The sequence below is a fragment of the Permianibacter aggregans genome (assembly GCF_009756665.1).
GTDB classification, from domain to species: domain Bacteria; phylum Pseudomonadota; class Gammaproteobacteria; order Enterobacterales; family Permianibacteraceae; genus Permianibacter; species Permianibacter aggregans.
This window is the reverse complement of the sequence record NZ_CP037953.1, coordinates 1,353,717-1,378,742: the sequence shown is the minus strand read 5'-3', so window position 1 is coordinate 1,378,742 and position 25,026 is coordinate 1,353,717. Positions and strand designations below refer to the sequence as shown.

Here is a 25,026-nt window from a genome sequence, read left to right as displayed (position 1 = left end):
AGAGGCAATGAAAAAAACGGTTTGTCTGTTGGTGCTGCTTTCCATGACGCTGGCCGGTTGTGCCAGCAAACTATCGCCAGCGGAGCAACAGTTCGTCGACAAACTCGGCAGCCAAGGTTTCAATGCCAGCGAGGTCCGCAATACCCTCAAAAAAGCCGAAAAACGCGACGACATTATTGCGCTGATGACCAAGCCGGCGGAAAGCAAACCGTGGAAAACTTATCGGCCGATTTTCATGACCGACAGTCGTTTGCAAAACGGTTTGGCGTTCTGGCAGGAGCATCAGGCAACGTTGAACCGCGTCGCGGCCGAATACGGTGTGGCACCGGAATATATCGTTTCGATCATTGGCATCGAAACCAATTACGGTCGCTTTGTGGGCAAACATCGTGTGCTCGATGCGCTGTACACACTGGCGTTTCATTATCCGCCGCGCTCGCCCTATTTCACCGGTGAACTGGAGCAGTTCTTTCTGCTGTCGCGCGAACAACAGTGGGACATGACCCAACCGATCGGCTCTTACGCCGGCGCCATGGGCTATGGCCAGTTCATGCCGACCAGCTATCGCAAATGGGCCGTCGATGCCGATGGCAATCAGCAAATCGATCTATTCCAATCACCGAGTGATGCCATTGCCAGCGTTGCCAATTATTTTGTCAAACATGGCTGGCAAACTGGCGGCGCGGTCATGACCCCAGTGCAGATGCCAGCGGTGTATCCGGAATCGATGAATTTTCCGAAGCGCGATTTGGCGCCGTTGGAAGATTTGCTCGCCGTCGGCGCACAAGCCGAGCTACCGCTGGCGCCCCATTGGCATGCGGTGCTGCTCAGCTATGAAGAAGAACAGGGCATCGCTCACTACATTGGCTACAATAATTTTCGGGTGTTGACCCGCTACAATCGCAGCCCGATGTACGCGCGTGTCGTGCACGAATTTGCCCAGCAACTGAAAGACGCTATGAGTGCAGACCAGTCATGAAAACCTTGGTTTGGATTGCGATCCTGACGCTGTTGTTAAGTGCGTGTACGAATAACGCCAAGCTGCCGCATGGACCGCGACCGAATCCGGTAACGCAAGCGCCCGATGACGAAAAAGACAGTGGCCCTGCCGTGCCACCGGATTTGAGTCATGTCACTGAACCGACACCAAAAACCGAACCGAAAAGTCGCTACGGCAATCCGGCAAGTTACCATGTCATGGGCCGTACCTATCGCGTGCTAGACAGCGCCGATGGCTTCAAGGAACGCGGCATTGCTTCATGGTACGGCAATAAATTTCATGGCCGGCGCACCTCCAGCGGCGAACCGTATGACATGTACAAAATGACTGCAGCCCATAAAACGCTGCCAATCCCGGTGCATGTGCGGGTCACCAATCTCGACAATGGCAAAAGCATTGTCGTGCGCGTCAATGACCGCGGACCATTTGTTGATGGCCGCATCATCGATTTGTCGTATGCCGCTGCCCACAAACTCGGCATGGCCAATATCGGTACCGCGCGCGTTGAAATCACCGCGCTGAACGGCGAATCTACAGTCGGAACTTCCACCGCAAACGATCGTCCAATCGCTGCAGTCGGCGGTACCGGCAGTGGTGATTTTTTTGTTCAGGTGGCGTCGTTTTCCCGGCGTGAAGGCGCCGAGAAAGTTGCCAAGGATTTGCAGCCACTGGTGGGCCATCCGATCAAGGTGGAACGCGCAGAGGTGAACGATGATTCCGTCTATCGGGTAAAGATAGGTCCGCTGACCCGACGCGAGTATGCCGAGAACGTGCAAGCGCATCTGCACGGCAAAGGCTACAGCGGCACGACGATCATCATGCGCTGAAACGACGCAAACGGCTGGTTTGGCGGGTGAACCCACGGCCCAAGTCCGCTACAATGCGCGCGGTTTTTCTTTCACTCAAACGATGAACATCAAAACGACATGAGTAAATTTGCTTCGCTACTGGTCGCTGCCAGCCTCTTCTCTGGCGCATTCGTACAAGCCTCGGAGTTTGCCTCGACGACGCTGCAGCACGCTGTGCCAACGCCAAATATCGATGCGCCGGCCTGGATCATCGTCGACTATCACACCGGCAAGGTATTGGCGGAGAAAAATGCCGATGCCCGTCGTGAGCCGGCCAGCCTGACCAAGATGATGACCAGTTATGTCTTGTCCGGCGAAATCGCCAGCGGTCGGGTCAATGCCAATGACATGGCTACTGTCAGCGAAAAAGCCTGGCGCCTGAACAAGAACCCCAGCGAAAACTCGCTGATGTTTCTGGAAGTGAACAAACAAGTCAGCCTGCATGATTTGCATTTGGGCATCATTATTCAAAGTGGCAATGATGCCAGCATCGTCGTCGCCGAACATTTGTCGGGCAGTGAAGACGCGTTCGCCAGCTTGATGAATCGCTATGCGCAAAATCTTGGCATGAGCAACACCAATTTCGTCAACTCCACCGGTCTACCGCATCCGGAGCATTACAGTTCGGCGCGTGACATGGCCAAACTTGGCGCCGCGCTGATTCGTGATTTCCCGCAGGACTATTCTTTTTATTCGCAGAAAGAAATGACGTTCAATGGCATCACGCAAGCGAATCGCAACAGCCTGTTGTGGGATACCAGTTTCAATGTTGATGGCATCAAAACCGGCCACACCAGCGGCGCGGGTTTTTGTTTGGTGACCTCGGCCGAGCAAAATGGCATGCGTTTGGTCACTGCCGTTCTGGGCAGCAAAAGCATGGCGACCCGAGCACAAGAAAGCAAAGTGTTGCTGACCTGGGCGTTCCGTAATTTCGATGCCGTGCAAGCGGTCAAGGCTGGCGAAACGTTGACTGAAGCGCGTCTCTGGTACGGTGCAAAAGAAATGCTGCCAGTCGGTTTGGCTACCCCCGCCAATGTGGTCATTCCGCGCGGCCGTCGTCAGGATCTGAAAGCCAATTTCAGCATGCTGCCGGATTTGGAAGCGCCAATGCCAAAAGGCCAAGTCGTCGGCAAATTGTTCCTGCAGTTGGATGGCAAAGACATCGCTGAGTTTCCAATGATTTCATTGGAAGAAGTGCAGGAAGGCGGCATGGTCAGCCAGTTCTCCGACTGGGTCAGCAAAAAATTTGCCGATTGAACATGAGAAGACAACCGTGATCGTTTATCTAAATGGCGAATTCCTTGATGCACATGATGCGAAGATCTCGCCATTTGATCGCGGTTTTCTATTTGGTGACGGTGTTTACGAAGTCTGTGCTGTCTACCAGCGACACTTGTACGAATGGGCGGCACATTGCCGCCGTTTGTTTTTAAGCTTGCAACGTGTTCATCTATCGCTAGGCTACAGCGAACAGCAGCTGGCCGATATTGCCCACCAGTTGCTGGAAAAAAACGGATTTGAAAACGCCACGGTTTACCTGCAGATTTCCCGCGGCGCGGTAATTGGCAAGCGCGATCATTTCTACACGCCGGGTTTGGTGCCGACCATTTTCGCTTATGCCAATCCGTGGCCGGAAGCGATGCTGGAGCAGCGGCCGACACTGAAGGTGATAACACTTGCTGATCAGCGCTGGCAGCGTGGTCAGATCAAATCGGTGAACCTGCTCGCTAACACGGAAGCGCGTCAGCAGGTGCACGCCCAACAGCTCGATGAAGCGATTTTAACGCGCGGCGACGAAGTGGTCGAAGGCACCAGCAGTAACGTATTGCTGGTCAAGGATGGCAGCGTCATCACGCCGCCGGAACAACCTTACATGCTGACCGGTATCACCCGTCAGGTGTTGCGTCGATTGGCCAATGAAAACGGTTTGCCATTTATTGAGCGTCGTGTTTCCGTGAATGAGCTGAACGACGCCGACGAGATCTGGATTACCAGCACCGTGCGTGAGTTGCGCTTGGTCAGTGAATTGAATGGCAAGGCGATGCCAACCAACGCGCCCGTGTTTGAACGCATGCGCGAATGGTTCAACGCTGACAAGTGCCGCGCCATTGCCAACGATAAGCAGAGAAAATCATGAGTGAACAGCAACCCGATGTCTGGCAATTTCCGTGTTTGATTGCGCTGAAAGTGATCGGCGATGATCGCGAGGATTTCGAGATCGATGTCGTGACCGCCGTGCAGTCGGTGATTCCCGGTGATTACCGAACCAAATCGATGCCAAGCACCAATGGCCGTTTCATTTCGATTACGGTGCCGGTGCACGTGCATTCGCGCGAACAGGTTCAAGCCTTGTTCGCCGCGGCGCGTGCCGTGACCGGCGTACGGATTGTGCTGTAATCATGACGCACGATGTCATCATTCGTCAGCTCGGTCGCCAAGCTTATGAGCCGATCTGGCAGGCGATGAAAACCTTTACCGATAGCCGTGACGATGACACCTGCGATGAATTCTGGCTGGTCGAGCACGAGCGCGTATTCACCCAAGGGCAGGCCGGCAAAGCTGAGCATGTATTGGCGCCCGGTGATATTCCGGTGGTCAAAGTCGATCGCGGCGGCCAGGTGACTTATCACGGCCCTGGACAGCAAGTGGTTTACTTCATGCTGGATTTGCGCCGCAAAAAACTCGGTGTACGCGAATTGGTCACTGCGCTGGAAATGGCTGTCGTCGATACTTGCGCGCACTGGGGCATTGCCGCCGCACCGCGCGCCGAAGCGCCCGGCGTTTACGTGCAAAGCGGCGCCAAAATGTGTTCGATTGGCCTACGTGTGCGCAAAGGCTGCACCTTTCACGGCATCGCGTTCAATATCGATATGGATTTAGAGCCTTTTCTGCGGATAAACCCTTGCGGGTACCAGGGACTTGCCATGACTACCGTGGCGAAAGAGGGCGGACCAGCTGAGCTTGGTACGATAGAACCGATCCTGATAAAGGCCTTGATGCAACGTCTAGGCTATAATGCCGCCCGTCATGAAACCGGTTTGGCTGCAACCGCCGCCTGAAACCGGTTTTTCTTCGCAAGCTGAAAAGAGTTGATTTGATGGACAAGCCAGTCAAAGCCGTTCCCGGTGAAAAACTTCGTGCCGCCGACAAGCTGGCACGTATTCCGGTGAAGATTGAGCCACTGGAACAAATGCCGCGCAAACCCGACTGGATTCGCGTGCGCCTGCCGTCTGGCGATCAGATCAACAAAGTCAAAAACATGTTGCGTGATAACAAGCTGCATACCGTTTGTGAAGAAGCCAGTTGCCCGAACCTGCCGGAATGTTTCAGTCACGGTACCGCCACGTTCATGATCATGGGCGACATCTGCACCCGTCGCTGCGCGTTCTGCGATGTCGCCCACGGTCGGCCGCTGGCACTGGATCCAAACGAGCCGCTGCACATGGCGGAAACCATCCAGAAAATGGGTTTGAAATACGTTGTCATTACGTCCGTTGATCGCGACGATTTACGCGACGGCGGCGCCCAACATTTTGTCGATTGCATTGTTGAAGCGCGCAAGTTGAATCCGAACACGAAACTGGAAGTATTGGTGCCGGATTTTCGCGGTCGTATGGACGTCGCACTCGATATATTCGCCAACGGTTTGCCGGACGTGTTCAATCACAACCTGGAAACGGTGCCGCATTTATACAAGGCTGTGCGTCCAGGCAGTGATTATCAGCACTCGATGGATTTGTTGAAAAAGTTCAAAGAGCGTTACCCTGGCATTCCAACCAAATCGGGTTTGATGTTGGGCCTCGGTGAAACCAACGAGCAAATCGTGGAAACGCTGAAAGACATGCGCAAGCATGAGATCGACTGGCTGACGCTGGGGCAATACCTGGCGCCATCGCGGCACCATTTCCCGGTCAAGCGTTTCGTCACGCCAAAAGAATTCGATGAGCTTGGTGCCATCGCCAAGGATTTAGGTTTCAGCAATGTCGCCTCGGGGCCGATGGTGCGCTCGTCATATCACGCTGATAAACAAGCCGCCGGCGAAAAAGTTTCCTGAGGCTTCTCTACGCTTTGCCTACCAGCCCGATCATCGATCAGGCTGGTATTTTTTCACACTGAAACGGTGGGTTTTCGTGCTATACCGTTATTCCAGATGGAATCGACGGTAAGCGCTTCATGAGTTTCATCGCGAACGTGGTACTTGCTCCAGCAACCAGAATCGTAATGTTTGTTTTGCTGGTGCTCTTGAGTGCATCTTGCGGTGGTGGTAGCAACTCTTCGAATCCGCCGCCTGAGCCGGTCCAGTATGTTTATCAGACGCCAAGCGCCATCGGTGATGGTTGGCAGGTTGGCTCGCTGTCGGAAGTTGGTATCAATCAAGCGATGGTTGAAACTACCATCAATCGCATTCTGCAAAACCAAATCAAGTATCGCTACATCGACGCTTTACTCATCGCCCGTAACGGCAAACTGGTGTTTGAAAAGCGCTTCCGCACTCAGTTCGACTTCACCGATAACTGGGCCGGCAATCGCGATGTCAATCTGCATGTGCTGAACTCAGTGACGAAGAGCTATGCCTCAACCTTGGTCGGCATTGCCATCGACAAAGGCTATTTGCCGTCTGTTGATCTGAATGTGCATGACTATTACTGGGACAAGCAGCCGATAGCGAACTGGACGGCGGAGAAAGCCAGTATCACGCTCGATAACTGGCTGACGATGCAAAGCGGTTACTTGTGGGATGAGTGGACGATTCCCTACCTCGATGCGCGCAATGTCCATGAGCAGATGATCAACTCACCCGATCCAACGAAATTTCTGCTCGACCGGCCGATGGTCAGCGTACCTGGCACGACATTCGCTTATTCCACCGGCGTTTCCTACATGCTCGGCGACATTGTTCGTCGCGCCAGTGGCCAAAGCATTGCCGCGTTCATGGAGCAGAATTTGTTTCAACCGCTGCAAATTCAAACCTACGACGCCTGGATGACCGAAGGGCAAATCCATATGGGCGCAGCGTTGTATCTCAGCATTCGCGATATGGCCAAACTTGGCCAACTCTTTCTCGATGACGGCGTTTGGAACGGCCAGCAAATTGTTTCCAGCGCTTGGGTGGCAAAAGCCACCGAACAGCGGGTAACCGAGCCGAATTTCGGTTATGGCTATCAGTGGTGGATGACGACATTCACGGCAAATGGTCGCGCTTACCAAAGTTATTACGCCGATGGTTTTGGCGGCCAACATATTTTCGTGTTGCCGGAACTGAACGCGGTCATCGCCTTTAACGGCAGCGCTTATACCGATGAGCAGCGCGAGCAACGCAGCGTCCGTCAAATTCTGGAGCAAGACCTCATTCCGGCGATGCTCGCGGCGCCCTGAGCAAGCTGTTGAGGATTTTGATGCGGGTGGATAGCTATCCGCCGTTTCTGGCGCTAAAGTGACTGACATCCGTCTATTATCCTAAACGCCGCTTATGAGCCTGGATGCCATACACCTGACCCCGCCGACCATCCATAACAATGCTGAGCTGATCGACTGGCTGCGCGAATTGCGCATCGACGAAGTCGAATGCCTGGTGCCGGATATCAACGGCGTCATGCGTGGCAAAATCGTCCCGCGCGGCGAATTTATTGAAAGCCTCGATGGTGATGGCCTGCGCTTGCCGGAACACGCGCTGATTCAAGGCGTGACTGGCGACAGCGACAGTCACAGCAAAGTTGCTGCGGGCGTGGATCTGGATATCTACATGGTGCCGGATCCGGCAACGGTGCGAATCGTGCCGTGGTATGAGGTGCCGACCGCGCAAATCATCTGCGATGCGTTCAATAAACAGCGTGAGCTGGTGCCATTCGCGCCGCGTTCAGTGCTGAAGCGCATTCTGGCTAACTATAGCGAGCGCAACTGGAAGCCGGTGGTCGCGCCGGAGCTGGAGTTTTATCTGGTTGAAAAAAACACCGATCCGGATCTGCCATTGAATGTTCCAACCGGCTTATCCGGCCGCAAAGAAGCGGGTCGTCAGGCTTATGGTATTGAAGCTTCAAACGAATACGATCCGGTCGTCAATTTGATTTACGACTACTGCGATGCCTGCGGTATCAACATCGGCACCGTCGCCCACGAAGCAGGGCCGGCACAACTCGAAATCAACTTCAAACATGGCGACCCGCTGGCCATTGCCGATCAGGTATTCATGTTCAAACGTGTAGTCCGTAAAGCCGCGCAAAAGTACGACATGTACGCGACGTTCATGGCCCAGCCGCACGAATCCGAACCAGGTTCGGCGATGCATATTCACCAGTCGATTGTCGATAAACAGCGCGGTATAAATATTTTCGCCAACGACAGCGGCGATGACACCGAACTGCTGATGCACTACATCGCCGGCCTGCAACACTATGTTGAACACGCCACCGCATTATTCTGTCCGAACGTTAACTCATTCCGCAGAATGCGCCTGGAAAGCGATGCGCCCATCAACCTGCATTGGGGCCGCGACAACCGCACCTGCGGCTTGCGTGTACCCGATTCCAGCCGCCACGCCCGCCGAGTTGAAAACCGCATTGGTGGTGCTGACAGCAATCCGTATATCGCGTTTGCGGCGACGCTGGCTTGCGGCTTGATTGGCCTGACCGAACAGCGCCAACCGGGCCCGATGACCACCGGCGATGCCCATGAACTGGCGTTTACCTTGCCACGTCATTTGACCGAAGCGCTGAGTAAGCTCGATGCCTGTTTACCGCTACGCAGCATGTTGAGCGATCGCTTTGTTGATGCGTTTATCGAAGTGAAGAACCTGGAGATGAATACCTATAATCGGGTGGTCAGTTCCTGGGAGCGGAATTATTTGTTGTTGAGTATCTGATGTGCTTCAAACCGCTGTCTATAAATTCAATATTTAATAGAGCGCTCAAAAAAGCTACGAATTGATACAAAGGCGGTACAAACTGATACTGAAAAGTATTGACGTATCAACTAGCATCCAGTCGCCATCTAAAATTTTGAAGTGCGTTGAACAATATGAGGATGTTGAGAAATGAGAAAACTTGGATTTTTGGCAATTTTGGCTATGGGTATAGCCACTGGCGTTGCAACGGCAGGTATGACATGTAAATGCACCACGGGTAGTATGGTGGTGGAATTTAAGGATGGGAAGACGATTATTACGTGCACAGGGGGAGGACAAGTTGAGTGCACGATCACTCAAGAAAGATAATACGCGATGCGCCCGGTTTAGGGCGCATTCTTTGTATGTAGATGTTTTGGATTCGAACTTATGAAGAAGATAGCTTTAGTTTTCGCCAGCGCCGCTGTGGCATTTTCGTTAGTAATTACATATTTTTTCTCGCCAACTCATAAAGAAAGTGATGAGCGCATGGAGCAGAAGTTCCTTGCTCATTCGGATGCAGAGGGGCGTGACATAGTGGTTGAAAAGAAAGAAGAACGATTTGAAGAAAATGATGAAAATGTTCAGCTCAGTGAAGGTTTTGGAGCTGAACAGGATGACACATTAAGCAATAATGCCGATTTGATTTCACCTGGAGGATTACTTGTTCGCTCATCCGCTGAAAGGAGCATTCGAGCGGATAAGTTTCAGGATTTTGTTGACTCTTTGAGAGATAACTCTTCAGAGCACGAGCAAATTCTACAAGGGGAATTGGCGCGCGAACTGGCAAATATTACTGCCGAAATTCCCTCTCAGGGAGATGTCGCGTGTGGAAAAGGTGTATGTGCTGTCCTGATTTCAATGGGGCAAGAGAAAGACCGGGAGAGGCTAAAAGAAAAAGTTGGAGCGCTTCCAGTCGGTGCAAGAATAGTTAGTGAGCAACGAGATAGATTTGGCTATGTGGAGTTAAGAGTTATTGCAAATGCTGATAAAAGTAAATCTGATCTCGTGTTTGATTAGGGGAAAACCTCATGATGACTATATTCAAAAAAAACATCATTACCACGATCTTATGTGGTGTCTGCCTCTATGCTTTAAGCGTTGTTCTTACAAAAAGCTTTATTGAAGGTGGATTTTTTGGCACGGACAATAATATCTCTGTCACTAACTCGGATATGACAAGACTTTTTGATGGGGCGCCTAACAAGGTCAGGGTTATTGTTTACACAGTTGACTGGTGTGCTGCGTGTAAAGCATCAAAAGAGTGGCTCACTGAAAATCGAATTAATTACTGGGAAAAAAATATAGAATATTCTGACGAGGCTCGAGAAGAGTTCAATAAACTTGGGGTCTCCGAAGTTCCTGTTATTGTAACTAGAAAAAACCTAATTATGGGATACAACGGCGATTTACTCAAAGATATACTTCTGGAGAGAGATTAGCTGTGTAATCTTCGGAGCATCCTTGGCCATTGTTTACGGCACGCCTTCTTCCGGCATGACAAATCACAGCACCAGATAAGCGATGATGCGGGAAAGACAGCGCTACAAATCGAGAACAGTGCTGTAGGTACTGGAGGCAATGACGAAGCTAAAAAGCGAAAGCCATCCATGGGAGACTGTCCAGAATTTTGTGTAACTGGCGGATTTACACCTTCACGCGGTCTTCGCCGAACACGATCAACAACTGATTCAGTGCGGCTTTCCAATCGTGTACCGGCATCGTCCACTTTTCCGCGATCCGATGCAAGGTTAAGTACAACACCTTCAAGATTGCCTCGTCATTCGGGAAGGCTTTCTTGGGCTTCAACACTTTCTGCAAGCTGGCGTTGAGTGATTCAATCGCGTTGGTCGTGTAGATGATTTTCCGTATTTCCGGCGGATAATCAAAGAACACCGTCAACCGTGTCCAGTTGTTACGCCAGCTCGGCCCAATATGCGGATACTTCCCGCCCCAGTTCTGTTCAAATTCAGCCAGCGCCCGCTGTGCTTCGCTTTCCGTTGCCGCTCGATAAATCAACCGTAAATCGGCCGCCACGGCCTTACGCTCTTTCCAAGGGACGAAGTGCAGCGAGTGACGCACTTGATGGACGATGCATTGCTGCACATGGGTCTGCGGGTAGACCGCATTAATCGCTTCCGAGAAGCCTTTAAGGCCATCGACACAAGCAATCAATACGTCATTGACGCCGCGATTTTTCAGTTCATTGATAACGCTTAACCAGAACTTGGCGCCTTCACTGCTGGCCAACCATAACCCTAAAATCTCTTTCTCACCGCGCATGTTGATGCCCAGCGCTACATACACGGAGCGATTGCCGACCATGCCATCCTGCCGCGACTTCGTCACCAAGGCATCGAGATAGACAATCGCATAAGTCGAATCGAGTGGTCGCTTCTGCCATTGTTGTACTTCATCCATAACCTGTTCGGTCACCTGGCTTATCAGCGCCGGTGACACCGCGTTGCCGTAGGTTTCTTGCAGGTAGTCGTGAATGTCACGCTGACTCATGCCGTAAGAGTAGAGTCGCACGATGGCGTCCGTTATGCTGCCAACGCGTCGTTGATGCTTGCCGATAAACCGAGGTTCAAACTCGGCATTCCGGTCACGTGGGACTTCGATATCCAGTGGGCCATGCTCGGTTTGCACTTGCTTGGTCGATCGGCCGTTACGTGAATTACCGGAGTTGCGACCTTTGACGGCGTGTTTGTCATAACCCAGATGCTGTTCCATTTCGGCCTTCAGCGCCCGCTCCGCGACCTGCTTGAACAACACTTTGGTTAGTGCCTGGAAGTCTTCGGTTGATTTGCAACGGTCTAATAATTCATCAAGTGTGGTATGGGTGCTGACAGGTTTTTCTGGCTTCATAATGCTCTCCTATTGAGGATATGATGAAGCCAGTTACACAAAAATCAAAACGGTCCCATCCATGGCCGTTCAGCTATCCGTGCACGCCATTCAATTGGATTATGGCTATAGCTGAATATCCTCTTTCACGCGGTCAATACATTCCTGATACGAGTCGCCCGATAGGCGCTCGCATTCCTTGAGTGCGGCTTCGTATTCAGCGTGACGCTGAGGCGAAGTGGCCGTGATACGAGGATTGCGAGCAGTGTTCATAGCGTTGGCATTTTCCTTGTCTCGTTGAAACTTTGCTTGCGCATTTTCGAGGCAGATATCTTTCTGATCGTGGCTTAAATTGTCGCAACGATCTTTGGCCGCCTGGAATTGCTCTTCGGCTTGCGCCATGGCAAAATCGTATGGTGAATCACCGCCTTGTTGGCCGACGGGTTGGTCGCAGCCGAACAGAACGAGGCATAACAATGCCGTGATTGAATAACTTGCTTTGATTGAGTAAGACATAAGAATTGCTCCTTACGTTGATTGCGAAATGATTGGAAATTGGACGTGTAATGATTACAAGCGTCTTGTCCATTCCTTCAGTTGGCGGTCTGCTTCATCGCGACCAATGCCGTAACATTCCTGGATCTTCCCGCGTAACTGCTCGCGTTGACCGTCGATCTGATCCAACTCGTCATCAGTCAGCTTGCCCCATTGTTCCTTGGCTTTGCCCTTGAATTGAATCCAGTTTCCTTCAATACGATCCCAGTTCATGACTACGCTCCTCACCTGAAAGCCGTGACGGTTGTCACAGCCAAGCTAGAGCAAGGCGTATGCCAGGCGGGAAAAAGAGTCTGATTTGCGGGATTGGCCGGGAGAATTGATTGTTTTTAGGGGCCGCAGGGAAATTTTGAGAAGTCGACCAAAAAGCGGTATTGCAATTTGCAAACCGTTTCTTGCAATTCGCACGGCGAAACTGGACGTTGAAGCCAAAGGTCTGTGCTGTCGTCCAACGCGAATGTATTTTATGCCAATCCTGCTTAAGGCATGCCTTCTTCCGGCATCACGAACCACAGCACCAGGTAAACAATGATGCCCGGAAATGCCGCGCTGCAAATCGAGAACAGCACGTACAGAATCCGTACATGCGACTTTTTCCAGCCGAGGTATTCGGCAATGCCGCCGCAGACGCCGGCAATGACTTTGTCGCGGGAACGGGTCAGTTTCTTCTCGCTCATGAATCAGCTCTCTTAGGGTAACTGGCTTAATAATATACCGCAGGCGATTGCGGCGTTCAGGCTTTCGGCTTCGCCACGACGGGGAATGCTGATGCGATCGGTCAGCGTTTGTTCGACTTCTTTCGAAATGCCGTGTGCTTCATTGCCGATTAGTAGAAATCCGCCTTTGGTGTCGAATGTGCCGGGGTGGACCGGGTCACCATCTAGCACAGCGCCATATCGACGAACGTCGTTATGCGCGGTAAAAAGTTCCGGCAGAACGAAGTAATGCATCGCGATACGGGTGAACGAGCCCATTGAGGCGCTGATCACTTTCGGGTTATGCCATTCGACGCAGGTGGTTGAGCAAATGATTTGTTGCACACCAAACCAATCGGCAGTGCGGATCATCGTGCCGAGGTTGCCTGGATCGCGGATGTCATCGAGTACCAGTACGTACTCACCTGCAGCCAATTCAAAAGGAATCGGTTCCGGAATTTCGACGACCGCCAGCGCGGCATTGTTGCTGGCATAGGCACCCATTTCTGTTAATTGTTTTTCGTTGGCCGCCGCGACTTGAGTAACGTTGTTGGCAATGTGATTGGCGTAGACACGCAGGAAGCTTTCGGTACCGAACAGGGCGTCGATTTTCATTGTCGAACCCAAGACTTCCAGTACGCTTTTTTCGCCTTCAACAATGAACAGGCCGTGCTCTCGGCGGAATTTTTTTTGTTGCAGGCTTTTGACGAGTTTTATGGTGTTGCGGGTGATTTCCATGATTTGGTTTTCCCGATTATTGGCGGAGAGTTCGTTGCAGAGGTGAATTCATTCGCACACAACTCTCGCCGCCGGCAATTGCCCGGATAATTACTGACCTACCAAACTTTTCCGGAGACGCCGTTGTAGGTGAGCATTCATTCGTATAAATTTTCACCGTATCTGAGCGCAGATCAAAATCATCTTGGGTAATCACTGACTCTCTAGATGATAGCTCGTTACCAAGTCGATTTCCTGTTTCGAACCGAGCATGACCGGAACGCGCTGGTGCAGTTTTTCCGGTTTGATCTCCAGAATGCGTTGTAAGCCATTGGTGGCAGCGCCGCCAGCTTGTTCGACGAGCATGGACATCGGGTTGGCTTCGTACATCAAACGTAGTTTGCCGCCTTTGTCTTTGGTCTTGCTGTCGATTGGATAGAAGAACACACCGCCGCGCGTCATGATGCGATGGACATCAGCGACCATCGAGGCAATCCAGCGCATGTTGAAGTCTTTACCGCGTGGACCTTCTTTACCGGCAAGCAGTTCGTTGATGTAGCGTTGCATCGGCGCTTCCCAGAAGCGCATGTTCGACATGTTGATCGCGAATTCTTTGGTTTCTTCCGGAATGCGCATGCCTTTTTGTGTCAGCACAAACGAGCCTTGTTCACGATCGAGCGTGAAAGCATCGACGCCATGGCCGGTGGTCAACACCAGCATCGTTGATGGACCATAGAGCGCGTAACCGGCCGCAACTTGTTTGACGCCGGGTTGCAAAAAGGCTTGTTCGTTTGGCTCCACACCTTCCGGGCATTTCAGCACCGAGAAAATGGTGCCGACGGTCATGTTGACGTCAATGTTCGAGGAGCCATCGAGCGGATCGAATACCAACAAGAATTCGCCTTTCGGAAAACGGTTCGGGATCGGATGCGGCTCGTCCATTTCTTCCGAGGCCATCGCGGCCAAATGTCCGCCCCATTCATTGGCGTCGAGCAGGATTTCGTTCGACAGCACATCGAGCTTTTTCTGCACTTCACCTTGCACGTTGTCGGTGCCAGCGGAGCCGAGCACGCCGGCCAATTCGCCTTTGTTGATCGCGACGCTGATGGTTTTGCAGGCGCGGGCGACGACCTCAATCAACAAGCGCAAATCGCTGTTCAGGTGATTTTTTTCGCGTTGTTGCTCAATCAGGTAGCGGGAAAGCGTAATGCGGCGCATGAGTCGTCTCAATGGGGGCTGAAGGGGCCGGTATTTTCGCCGATCCCGGCCAAATTGGCCAATGCGCCGGGCGACGCTATTGGCCGATGATGATGGTGTAGAACAAATCAATGGCATTTTCAGCGCCGGAGCGGGTTTCCAGTGTCAGCGCGTCGGTCAGCGCCCAGCTGAGCGTGACGATGCTTTCGTTGCTGTCGACCACCTGCTCAAAGCCAATACGTACGCCGCTGATCAATTCTTTCGATACCGAGACAATCTGCTCGGCGCCGCCGCCATTAAAACTGCTGTCTTCAATGACCCGACTGCGCGGCCCGCCGTACTGTTGCGCCAGTGAGCCAGTGCGGAAACTGAAATTGACGCCAAGCTGGCTTTGAATATCTTGCAGCGTGCCACCGCCCTGGTCGCCAAACAGGGCGCTGCCGGCCGCAATCAGCAAACCCGGATCGCCGGCTTTGACATCGCTGAGGCCTTTGCCGAGCACCAGCCAGGAGAGCTTTTCCGCATCCGGCATATTTGGCTCCGAAACCAATCGTACTTCCGGGTTCAGCACGGTGCCGGTGATTTCGACGCCAGCAGCGACATTCTGGGTGCGACGCATCGCGCGCACATCAAGACCGGGGTTATCGACCAGGCCCTGAAAGTTCAAGCGCCCGCGCTCGATGGTCAGGCGTTGTCCATAACCATCGAATTTGCCGTCGACGGTGGAAATCGTGCCGTAAGCTTTCAGTGGATTGCCGGGCACCGCCACCAGACGCAGTTCGCCCTGCAAACGGGCATCAATACCGGAGCCGGAAAAATAAAATTGCTCGCCGAGGTTGGCGGTCATTTGAATGCTGATCGGTGTGGCGCCACCGCGCTCCTGACCTTCGACGATGACATCATCAGACAAGGCTGGCCGGCCTCGTGTGGCGAGCTTCAGGTAGCCGCCATCGGCTTTCAAATCACCGGTTAATGTTGTAGCGCCATTTTCGTAACGCGCTTCGGTATTGCCGGATAAGCGTATCCATTGATCCGGCAACTGCATGACGCCAAGCCGATCGAATTTCAGCGTCAAATTACCGGTTTGCTGACGCCACTGAAGTTCGCCGGAACCGGAAATGCCGCCGCTGCCGATATCGGCCAATTCTTTCCGAGGCGGCTTTTGTCGGCCATCGTCCACGAACGAAAACTCACGCAAACGCACGGCGTTGTTGTCGACTTCGATTTGCAGGTTGCCATTTTTCAACCGCATGCCGGTGCCAATTGAGGCGAATGCCAGTTGACTGCCTTCGACAAAGCCGCGCCAGGTTGGCGATTCCATGCTGCCGCGCAATTCAATTTCGCCTTTCAGTTCGCCACCGGTGACAAAGCTCGGCGAAAAGAATGGCCCGACCCAGGCCAAATCCGGAATCGACATTCGTACACTCGCCTGCAGTGGCGCTTCGCGGAAATTCTCGAACAAGGGTTTGCTTGGTGCTTGTCCTTGCCACTGCAAAATGCCGAGTTTCTTACCTTGCATGCTGCCTTGAATCTCGACCTGCTCTTTACCGAATTGCGCTTCGGCTTGCAGGGTTTCAATGCCGAGTACTTGTTGTGAGCCATTGCGCCAACGAATATCGCCAGCGTGGCGTTGCACGCGGAAGAAACCATCTGGCACTTGTTGCCAGTCGATTTGCCACTCGCCGTTCAAGGTCAAATCGGATTCGCCATAGGCAATCGGCAGCCAATCGACAATCGGCCACTGCTCGATCTGACCTTCACTGGACCAGCCGTTTTTACCGTAGCGCAAATGATCGAGTTTTAGCCTGCCTTCGCCGAGTTGGAATTCCGCTTGTCCGAGGCTGAAACTATCGGTGCTGAACTGCAATGAAGTCTGCTGTTGCAGCGACAGTGTTTCCAGCGCATGTAGACGCAGCTGCTGCAAAGTTCCTTGCCAAATCTGATCCTTGATGCCGCCTTGCAGCGCAAGCAGCCATTGTCCTTTGGGATTGGTGGCCTCGACGCGAAATTGATGTGATGAAGTTGTGCCATCGGCATGCAGATTCAGTTTCTGCAAATCGACGATGCCTTCGATAAAAAATCGTTCGGCACGAATATCGATGACGGTAGGCGCTTCGCCATCCAAACGGAAATCGGTGCGCCAATCCAAATCGATAAAGTGCAGCAGGGAGCCGGCGATCAATTCCCTGGTCTGCAACGCCAACTCGGCTTGCGGTTTGCTGACGGTGCCGCCAATCCAGCCTTTGCCTTGCAGCGCGCCTTTCAGAAATGGCAGGCGCAGATCCGGCGCATCAATATCCAGGTGCAGGCGGGCATCGGCATGACCGAATTCTCCTTTGGCAATCAGCCGATTGTTGCCAATTTTCAGGAATGAATCGGTGGCGATGTGTTGCGCTGGCAGCCAATTGATGCTGCCTTTGCCGGACAGCGGTCGCCCTTCGAATGTGCTCGGGGCAATTTCGTATTGCGCCTGCAGCTGCAGCACTGGCTGCAATTGGCCATGGCCGCTCAATTGCAGTTTGATTTTTGATTGTTCGAGATTCAGCCATTCATGCAAACCGAGATTGTCGGTGCGCGCGTCGAAAACAAAATCGCGGTTATCGTTCCATTGCAGTGTGGCACTGCCGGTGGCTTTACCGCTCAGACCATCAATCGTGAACGAGGTCACTTCAATCGCTTCACTGTCGTTGACGACTTGCGCTTTCAGCCGGTCTTTGCCTTTGACCAGCGTTAATTCAAAACGCTGTTCATTACCGACAATCGTACTGTCGAGTTGGCCGTTGACGCGCCGTGCCGGCAGCGCCGGATGCAAAGCGGATAACAACAATTGATGTATCTCGGTGTCGAGCTGCAAACCCTCGGCAGTCAGTTGCGCGCGGCCATCGAGCCGGCCGTCGCCGCGCTGAATGACCAGTTGGGTCAGCGCCAGTCTTTCCGGATCGGCGTGCAGTACGGCCGTGATGCTGTCGATCGGCATGCGTCCGCTGTCGAGCAAGCCGGCCTTCAAATTACTGACGGCAAGTGTGCCGGTGATTTCATCGACATCGGCCAGCTTGGTGTCGGCCTGAATGATCAATTCGGTTTCCGGCGCACCGGCAAACATCAGCGACAGGTCGATGCCTTCGGTGTTCAGCTGCAATTGCTCCAGCCAATAGCGCTGGAACAGTGTCAATTGCGCATCAACATGGCCACGCGCGCCCTCACCGCTGACTTCACCAAACAACCGAAAGCGCGGCAGTTCGCCATCGGCCTGCAAGGCCCAATGCAACTGCCGATTGTCGACAGCAAAGCGGCCATCGACGGTGCCGCTGATCGGCATTGGCGCGGCGCCATCGAGTTTTAATGAAGTGTCGACATGCAGCCGCTGGCGTTGACCGGCAGCGGTTATCTGATGGTGTCGGCCGTCACTGTCGAGGCTGGCGCGCAAATCATGAAACAGTGTCGTTTGCTCGCCATCAAGATTGAGTTGCTCGTGCCAAACCAATTCACCGAGTTGAATGGTTTGCGCCTGCATCGGAAACGGCAGCAGGAATTGGCTCGGGTTTTTGGGTTCACCGCCATCGCCTTGCACGGCTAAATCAAATCGCTCGACGCGTAACTGGCCGACATCGAGTTCACCTTTCAGCCAAGCATAAATATTCCAGTCGGCTTGTACCTGTTGAAAACGAAGATGCATCGATTCATTGCGAATGCTGACTTGTTTTGCTGAAAACGGTCCGGCAAGCGTGCCGGAGGCGTTATCGATTTGCACCAGATCATCGGTCAGCCAGGCGGTCATGGGGGCCACCAGCGGCATGCCTAGCGGCGTGTAAATCAATATGGCCAAGGTGACAAACATGATCAGTGCGAACCAACGTAGCCAGCGCAGGACCCGACGCAGCTGAATCAGAAGACGTTTCATGCCACCTGGCCTTGTTGGTCACGTGCAGCAAAATGGAACGTGTAGTGTTGAATCAAGAACACTCCTGTACCGTTCAGAACGGAATCGATACGGCGAAATGATAACGGATGTCGCCGTCATCATCGCCTTGGGCGATATCCAGTGCGATCGGGCCGGCCGGTGTTGCGTAACGAGCACCGATGCCGTAGCCATAATTCCACTCCAATTCGCTGATCGAGTTTTTCGCGTCACCGGCATCGTAGAACACGGCTGCCGCCCAATAATCATCAAACCAGTAATTCAATTCAGCGCTGGCGACCACCAAGCGTCGGGCACCGACAACGGTGGTGCCGTCCAGTACACCAATCGATTGATAATCGTAGCCACGCACACTGTTCGAGCCGCCAGTACGGAACAAATAACGCTGCGGTACTTCGTCATTATCGACGGCGAAGTTGCCGCCCAGTTCCGCGCGCAGGATCAGCGTCCAGTCGTCCGCGAAGGTGAAGAAATACTGGGCACGCATATCGACGTAGGCGAATGAAGTATCGGATACCAGCTCTTCGCTGGCTGCGGCCAAATCCACCAGATAATTACCGCCATGGCGCGGCATACGCAGATTGTCCACCAGGCGCCAGATGTAAGTAACGCTGGGCACCAGCGCCAGGCGGCTGTTTTCTGCTTGCCCGGCTGGTTGCTCGATGGAGTTCTCCAGCGTCAACGCGTAACGGGTTTCCAGCCGGTTATCGATCACCGCTCGCGTGGCGCGATAGGTCTGGGAGAACACCTGCAGGTTTTCGAATTCCTCGTTACGAAAGACGACACCAACGCTGTCCTGGGTGTCAGCATCGGGGCGCGGAAAAAACATGTCCGCGTATAGTGATTGCTGTTTCTGTTCGATTTTCAGCCCGGTGGAAAAATCCCAGGCGCGGCCGAATAAATCCGGAAACGAGTAATTGATCTGGGTGCGTGCGCCGGCATCAGAACTGGCGCCGACGCCAAAGGAAATCCGGTGCGGTGCCCGTTCGACAACGAACACTTCCACCGGTGCGCTGACTTTTATTGCTCCGTATTCCGGATCAGTGTTCAGCACGGCGGTCTGCTCGGTCGGCACAATGCGTACATCGACGGTGGCGAAATAGGGCGTGTTCTGCAAATCGTTTTGCAGACGCAATAATTCTTCGCGGCGGTAAGGCTCACCGACCGAAAGACTGCCGGCATAATTATCGATTTGGGTACTGCGATAACGAGCCAGCCCTTTGATTTGCAGCGGCCCGTAAACATAGGCCGGGCCGCTATCGATATGCACACTCAAATTGGCGCGCTGCAGTTCCGGTTCAATCAGCGCTTTGCTGTCGACAATGCGCGCGGCTGGAAAATCCCGATCGGTCAGATTGCGCAGCAGATTCTGTTTTGCCTCGTCCCAGCGCTGCTGGGTGAAACGCATGCCGGTGGTCAGTGTCCAGTGTTTTTTCAGTTGTTCGATACGCGCTGATTCAACTGGACCGGAAATACGTAAGTCGACGTCGCCAATTTCGGTTGCCGGTCCGGTTTCAATGGTGATCAGCAGACGATCGCTCCAGCGCACGGTGGGCGTGAAATAACCTTCGGTGGCCAGCAATTCGCGCACGTCGTCGCGTGCCTGGTGTAGCAGCGTGTCGCGCACGGTCGGGTCATCGGCGTCGGCGTCCTCCACTTCCAACTCAATGTACTGCTGCACCAGCTCGTTGACATTTTCCGGCGCCTTGAACCGTATCTCGGCCGCACTGGCTACAGCGCAGGCGGCGCTGGCAATCGTCAACAACATGACCCGAAACAACACGAGGCTCCCGTTCAATAATTAATCGCTCTTTTATCCATAGCCAATACCATCGTTCATTACCAATGAACCCGGCCTGAACTGCCTTTCTGGCCTAAGCTGTAACCAAATGACGCAGAAGACGTCCAAGCGCAGACAAAACCGGACGACCTATTATCAGTGCTTGTACGTACGTAAGCTTCAACTTTTTTTGCCAAGGAATCACGATGACTATTAGCTCTCCCAAATCGTTACCGACTTTGCCGCGTTTTCCGCAGCAGGGGCAGCAACAACTCATCCTGGCTGGCGGCTGTTTCTGGTGTGTTGAAGGCGTATTGCAGCGGCTGCGCGGCGTCACCGAGGTCGTAAGCGGTTATCTCGGCGGCACGGCCGAAACGGCCAACTACAAGGCGGTTTGTCGAGGCGATACCGGGCATGCCGAAGCGGTGCGCGTGGTATTCGATGCACAGCAAATTGATCTGGCCGAGATCCTGACGGTGTTTTTCACCATTGCCCATGACCCGACACAATTGAATCGCCAAGGAGCCGATCGCGGCACCCAGTATCGTTCGGCCTTGTTCTATCAGAACGACGCCGAACGCGAGTATTTCGAGCGCGTCATCCGCCACCTCGATGAAAGTGGCGTGTTTGCGGGGCCGATTGTTACCCGCATTGAGGCCGGCACCGGTGAAAGCGAACGCACGACGTTTTATCCGGCCGAGGATTATCATCAGAACTACGCCGCCTGTAATCCGTATCAACCTTATATACAGGGCGTGGCACTACCGAAGATTGAAGCCTTGCGGCGGCATTGGCCGGCGGAAAAGCTGAAGGCGATTTCTGAATAAATCCATTGATTGAAGGAAACATGCATGCGTAATCGTTCCCCCGCACCGAGCGGGCCGGTGCCGGAGCAGTCGGCGGCCGGTGCGGATTTGCGGCCATTGAGTGAGCAGGAAAAGCAGCGGCTGGCGGCCGGTTTGAATGCTGAGGAGCGGCGGGTGATTCTGTCGCAGGGTACGGAGCCACCGTTTTGTGGCGGTCTGCTCGACAACAAGCTGGACGGTGTTTATCTCTGCCGGCTGTGTGATTTGCCGCTGTTCAGCAGCGAACACAAGTTCAATTCCGGCACCGGCTGGCCATCGTTCTATCAGCCGGTCGACCCACACCATGTCCGCTATCTGGACGATCATAGTCACGGCATGTCGCGCATTGAAATCCGCTGTCAGCGCTGCGATGGTCATCTTGGCCATGTGTTTCCGGATGGCCCACCTCCTACCGGCTGGCGCTATTGTGTCAACTCGGTGTCCTTGCGTTTCTCCGCCTGAAGCGCGGTGGAGCTGAACTGGTTTGAGCGTGCGGAATCCGTCAGCTTGGCTATACTGGCCAAATGCGGGCATGAAAAGCGAGCGGATGACCGTTCATCCATGCCGTCTGCAATGGCCCGGCGGCTTTGACGATTCCTATAACTCGCGCTGCCGGGACGATGATTGTGGTTTACCCAGAACGCTTTCCCGGGTAGTCAAGGTTTATGGCGCTGGTATCGCAGAAGGACAAAACGATGCCGGCGCATAGTCACGGGTGAATGCTGTGCCGAATTTGTCCACCACCGCCAACGCCAGTTCAATCCGTATGCCGGCATTCTGGTTGTTGTCGCTGGTTGTCGTCATCGCTTACTTTTTGCTCGGCGTTGCCGCCGATCTGATCACGCAAAGCACACAAATTGGCGCACCAATTTTTCCGGCAGCGGGTTTGGCGTTGGCGGCGTGTTTGCTGTGGGGCTATCGCATCCTGCCCGCCATCACCATTGGTGCGGCGCTGGCATTTTGGTATAGCCATGCCAAAGACTTGAGCGTGGCACAAAGTTTCCTGCCGCTACTGATTGGCATCGGTGCCGGCGCGCAGGCTGCGGCCGGGCGTTTTCTGGTTCGTCGTTTTGGTTGCTGGCCGTCGGCTTTGGACAGTACCCGGCCGATCTTGAGCTTTCTGATTCTGATTGGACCGATTGCCTGTCTGATCAGCGCTTCGATCGCGACCTTGTCGTTGTTGATAGCCGAAGCGCATGGTGCAGACGCGATAACCCGCACCTGGGTCACCTGGTGGCAGGGCGATATGTTCGGCGCCGTTTTGTTCACACCGCCATTGCTTGCTGCGTTTGCCGAACCGCAGAAACTGTGGCGACCGAGATTATTGACGCTGTTGCTCTGCTGTATTTTTTCGATGTTGGTGTTGATCATGGTGTTGCAGGCTTTGCAGCATTTTGATCGCGAACGCCAGCGTGCCCAGTTTGTTCGTGGTGCCAGTCAGCAAGTCAGTTCCGTTTCATCGAAGCTGCGTGATATCGATACCTTGTTGCAAAGTCTGCAACAGTTGGTGCTGTTGAATCCGCAACTCACCCGCGCCCAGTTCAAACAGTTCAGTTCGCATTTTCTTGAACACTTGCCCGGCATCCAGGCACTTGGTTTGATTGTGCCGGTCGATTCCACTGAACGCGCCACTTTCGAGCAACGCATTCAGCAGGAAGGATTTCCGCGTTTCAGCATTGTTGATCGCGATGCCAATAACGAGCTGTCGGTGGCGCAACCGGCCGATGAGTATTTGACCATTCAATACGTCGAGCCCCTGAGCAGCAACATCCGGGCAATGGGTTTGAATGTGTTGTCGTTGCCGGTGGCGCGCGCAGCGATTATGCGCGCCACGGCCGAGAACATGTCGGTGGTCACTGAACCGTTCACGCTGACCCAGGAAATCGCCCGTCAGCGCGGCGTCGTCAGTTATCTGCCGGTTCGTACGGCAGATGGGCGCTTGCTCGGTGTGGTCTACACGGCGTTACGCATGAACGATTTCATGCAACGGGCATTGACCGAGTCGGCAACCCAAGGCGTGGAAATCTGTTTGTTCGACAGCGCTGCACAGGCTTACGGCAACGCGGTGCTGGTCGGTGATGAAAACTGTCATCTGAAAAACAGCCTTTATGAAGATGCGATTACTTTTGGTGAACGCCAGTGGCGGGTGCTGCTGTCACCGACCGTGGATTACGCTGGTAACCACGAACTAGGTTATCTGCTGAACTTTCAGAGTTTCGGCGCGCTTGCATCGCTGTTGTTCATGTCATTTGTGCTGCTCAGTACCGGCCATCGGCGCCGTGTTGAAGCCTTGGTCGATGAGCGCACCTCGGATTTGGAGGCGGCCAGTGAGCAGCTGCATCTGCTTGCCTATTACGATCAGTTGACCGGGCTACCGAACCGTTCGCGAGTGCGCGATATCGCCGGCCAATTATTCGAGGAGGCACGACGGAAAAACTCCCATGTCTCGCTTTGTTATCTTGATCTGGATCACTTCAAACGCATCAACGATTCGCTCGGCCATTCGGTCGGTGATCGGCTGCTGGTTCTGGTCGCTGAGCGCCTGACTCATTCGATTCGCGGCACCGATATTCTGGCCCGTCTTGGCGGTGATGAATTCGTCGTGCTGTCGACCGGTCTTGATGCCGCCATCCAGGCAGAAACGGTCGCACAAAAATTGCTGAACGAATTGGAAAGACCTTTCCATCTGATGCAGCATGACATCACCGTCAGTGGCAGCATCGGCATTGCCGTATTCCCCGATCACGGCGAAGAATTCGAGCAACTGATGCGCTTCGCCGATACCGCTTCGCACCGCGCCAAGCAGGCCGGCCGCAATGGTTTTGCCATGTTCATGGGCGAGAGCGACACGGTGACGGCGGCGCCGCTGAAACTGCAAACCGAATTGATCGCGGCCATCGAGCAAAGCCAACTCAGCTTGCATTACCAGCCACAAGTCGACGCCCATGCCAATCTGGTTGGTGTCGAAGCGTTGATTCGCTGGCGTCATCCGGAGCGCGGCATGGTGCCGCCCATGGAGTTCATTCCGTTCGCCGAAGAAACCGGTTTGATTGTACGCATCGGTGAATGGACATTGGAACGAGCATGCTTGCAGCAGCGGCAATGGCAAAGCCAAGGGCTTGGACATCTTTCTGTCGCCGTCAATATTTCCGCATTGCAGTTTTTGCGACCGGGTTTTGTCGATTCGATTGAACGCATTCTGCGTCGCACTCGCGCCAATCCTGAGCGCATTGAGTTGGAGCTGACCGAAGGTGCGCTGGTGCAACCCGATGAACAAACGATGAAGCAGTTGCATCAAATCCGAAAAATGGGTTTGAGTCTGGCTCTCGACGATTTCGGTACCGGTTATTCCAGCCTGTCGTACCTGAAGCGCTTGCCGATCAACAAAATCAAAATCGATCGCTCGTTCGTCAAGGATTTACCGGATGATCGAGAAGACGCGGCCATCGCCTCGGCAACCATTTCCATTGCCCAGAACCTCGGCCTTGCCGTTGTCGCCGAAGGCGTTGAAACCGAATTGCAACGGCAGTTTCTGCATGAGCGCGGTTGCGCGTTTATGCAAGGTTATTTGTTTTCGAAGCCGATGCCGCCGGAACAATTGTTCGCGGGTACGGACGATAAACCCTGGCAGGTGCATCGCAGCGCGCCGGTGGCATAACCGGAAAGTTCGATGGACATTCCCTGTCAAGGTAGGTGCGAATTTATTCGCACAAAAATGTTCGCCCAAAAATGAAGCAACAACC

Annotated in this window: 22 protein-coding genes; 14 read left to right on the top strand and 8 right to left on the bottom strand. The window is 53.6% G+C overall.

Features of this window, described 5'->3' with window-relative positions; translation table 11 throughout:
* The first annotated feature begins 7 nt into the window (after nt 1-7).
* The 11 genes from mltB (at nt 8) to E2H98_RS06310 (ending at nt 10,170) form a co-directional block, all read left to right on the top strand.
* On the top strand, nt 8-979 hold the full coding sequence (gene mltB, locus E2H98_RS06360) for a lytic murein transglycosylase B (protein ID WP_133593861.1): 972 nt from the start codon (nt 8-10) through the stop codon (nt 977-979).
* On the top strand, nt 976-1,827 hold the full coding sequence (locus E2H98_RS06355) for a septal ring lytic transglycosylase RlpA family protein (protein WP_133593859.1): 852 nt from the start codon (nt 976-978) through the stop codon (nt 1,825-1,827). The genes mltB and E2H98_RS06355 overlap by 4 nt, the downstream gene beginning before the upstream one ends.
* A gap of 99 nt (nt 1,828-1,926) precedes the next feature.
* On the top strand, nt 1,927-3,105 hold the full coding sequence (locus E2H98_RS06350; protein WP_133593857.1) for a D-alanyl-D-alanine carboxypeptidase family protein: 1,179 nt from the start codon (nt 1,927-1,929) through the stop codon (nt 3,103-3,105).
* Nucleotides 3,106-3,121: 16 nt separating this feature from the next.
* On the top strand, nt 3,122-3,985 hold the full coding sequence (locus tag E2H98_RS06345) for an aminotransferase class IV (protein WP_157591274.1): 864 nt from the start codon (nt 3,122-3,124) through the stop codon (nt 3,983-3,985).
* Entirely contained in the window at nt 3,982-4,245 is a 264-nt protein-coding gene (locus E2H98_RS06340) for a YbeD family protein (RefSeq protein ID WP_133593853.1), read from the top strand. Before E2H98_RS06345 ends, E2H98_RS06340 begins: the two co-directional genes overlap by 4 nt.
* A gap of 2 nt (nt 4,246-4,247) precedes the next feature.
* On the top strand, nt 4,248-4,907 hold the full coding sequence (lipB, locus tag E2H98_RS06335) for a lipoyl(octanoyl) transferase LipB (RefSeq protein ID WP_198325249.1): 660 nt from the start codon (nt 4,248-4,250) through the stop codon (nt 4,905-4,907).
* Nucleotides 4,908-4,945: 38 nt separating this feature from the next.
* The gene (gene lipA / locus E2H98_RS06330) at nt 4,946-5,902 is read left to right on the top strand and encodes a lipoyl synthase (protein WP_133593850.1); all 957 of its coding nucleotides are present in this window, start codon (nt 4,946-4,948) and stop codon (nt 5,900-5,902) included.
* Nucleotides 5,903-6,069: 167 nt separating this feature from the next.
* Entirely contained in the window at nt 6,070-7,224 is a 1,155-nt protein-coding gene (locus E2H98_RS06325; RefSeq protein ID WP_157591273.1) for a serine hydrolase domain-containing protein, read from the top strand.
* 94 nt (nt 7,225-7,318) lie between these two features.
* Nucleotides 7,319-8,707 (top strand): glutamine synthetase family protein, encoded by a 1,389-nt coding sequence (locus E2H98_RS06320; protein ID WP_133593846.1) that lies wholly within the window; start codon nt 7,319-7,321, stop codon nt 8,705-8,707.
* Nucleotides 8,708-9,118: 411 nt separating this feature from the next.
* Nucleotides 9,119-9,748 carry a hypothetical protein gene (locus tag E2H98_RS06315; protein WP_133593844.1) on the top strand — a complete coding sequence of 210 codons (630 nt, stop codon included), beginning with the start codon at nt 9,119-9,121 and terminating at the stop codon, nt 9,746-9,748.
* An 11-nt stretch (nt 9,749-9,759) separates the two neighbouring features.
* Nucleotides 9,760-10,170, top strand: coding sequence for a glutaredoxin family protein (locus E2H98_RS06310; protein WP_133593842.1), 411 nt, complete (start codon nt 9,760-9,762; stop codon nt 10,168-10,170).
* Between the two features lie 205 nt (nt 10,171-10,375).
* On the opposite strand, the gene E2H98_RS06305 is transcribed toward E2H98_RS06310, so the two are convergent.
* The 8 genes from E2H98_RS06305 to E2H98_RS06270 all read right to left on the bottom strand — a co-directional run bounded on the left by E2H98_RS06305 (nt 10,376) and on the right by E2H98_RS06270 (nt 20,456).
* Nucleotides 10,376-11,596, bottom strand: a complete 1,221-nt coding sequence (locus E2H98_RS06305) for an IS256 family transposase (RefSeq protein WP_157591272.1) — start codon at nt 11,594-11,596, stop codon at nt 10,376-10,378.
* Nucleotides 11,597-11,701: 105 nt separating this feature from the next.
* Nucleotides 11,702-12,091, bottom strand: a complete 390-nt coding sequence (locus tag E2H98_RS06300; protein WP_133592224.1) for a hypothetical protein — start codon at nt 12,089-12,091, stop codon at nt 11,702-11,704.
* Between the two features lie 54 nt (nt 12,092-12,145).
* Nucleotides 12,146-12,343 (bottom strand): CsbD family protein, encoded by a 198-nt coding sequence (locus tag E2H98_RS06295; protein ID WP_133592222.1) that lies wholly within the window; start codon nt 12,341-12,343, stop codon nt 12,146-12,148.
* Nucleotides 12,344-12,609: 266 nt separating this feature from the next.
* On the bottom strand, nt 12,610-12,807 hold the full coding sequence (locus tag E2H98_RS06290) for a PspC domain-containing protein (protein WP_133592220.1): 198 nt from the start codon (nt 12,805-12,807) through the stop codon (nt 12,610-12,612).
* Between the two features lie 12 nt (nt 12,808-12,819).
* On the bottom strand, nt 12,820-13,563 hold the full coding sequence (locus E2H98_RS06285; protein ID WP_133592217.1) for a TrmH family RNA methyltransferase: 744 nt from the start codon (nt 13,561-13,563) through the stop codon (nt 12,820-12,822).
* 192 nt (nt 13,564-13,755) lie between these two features.
* Complete coding sequence (locus E2H98_RS06280; protein WP_133592215.1) at nt 13,756-14,760, bottom strand: class 1 fructose-bisphosphatase; 1,005 nt, start codon at nt 14,758-14,760, stop codon at nt 13,756-13,758.
* Nucleotides 14,761-14,836: 76 nt separating this feature from the next.
* Nucleotides 14,837-18,640, bottom strand: a complete 3,804-nt coding sequence (locus E2H98_RS06275) for a translocation/assembly module TamB domain-containing protein (protein WP_133592213.1) — start codon at nt 18,638-18,640, stop codon at nt 14,837-14,839.
* A 73-nt stretch (nt 18,641-18,713) separates the two neighbouring features.
* The gene (locus tag E2H98_RS06270; RefSeq protein ID WP_133592211.1) at nt 18,714-20,456 is read right to left on the bottom strand and encodes an autotransporter assembly complex protein TamA; all 1,743 of its coding nucleotides are present in this window, start codon (nt 20,454-20,456) and stop codon (nt 18,714-18,716) included.
* A gap of 188 nt (nt 20,457-20,644) precedes the next feature.
* Between E2H98_RS06270 and msrA the strand changes: the two genes are divergently transcribed.
* The 3 genes from msrA to E2H98_RS06255 all read left to right on the top strand — a co-directional run bounded on the left by msrA (nt 20,645) and on the right by E2H98_RS06255 (nt 24,941).
* On the top strand, nt 20,645-21,265 hold the full coding sequence (gene msrA, locus E2H98_RS06265; protein ID WP_133592209.1) for a peptide-methionine (S)-S-oxide reductase MsrA: 621 nt from the start codon (nt 20,645-20,647) through the stop codon (nt 21,263-21,265).
* A gap of 24 nt (nt 21,266-21,289) precedes the next feature.
* On the top strand, nt 21,290-21,745 hold the full coding sequence (msrB, locus tag E2H98_RS06260) for a peptide-methionine (R)-S-oxide reductase MsrB (RefSeq protein WP_133592207.1): 456 nt from the start codon (nt 21,290-21,292) through the stop codon (nt 21,743-21,745).
* A 262-nt stretch (nt 21,746-22,007) separates the two neighbouring features.
* A complete protein-coding gene (locus tag E2H98_RS06255) occupies nt 22,008-24,941 on the top strand; it encodes a bifunctional diguanylate cyclase/phosphodiesterase (RefSeq protein ID WP_133592205.1) in 2,934 nt (977 codons plus the stop codon).
* Nucleotides 24,942-25,026 lie beyond the last annotated feature (85 nt).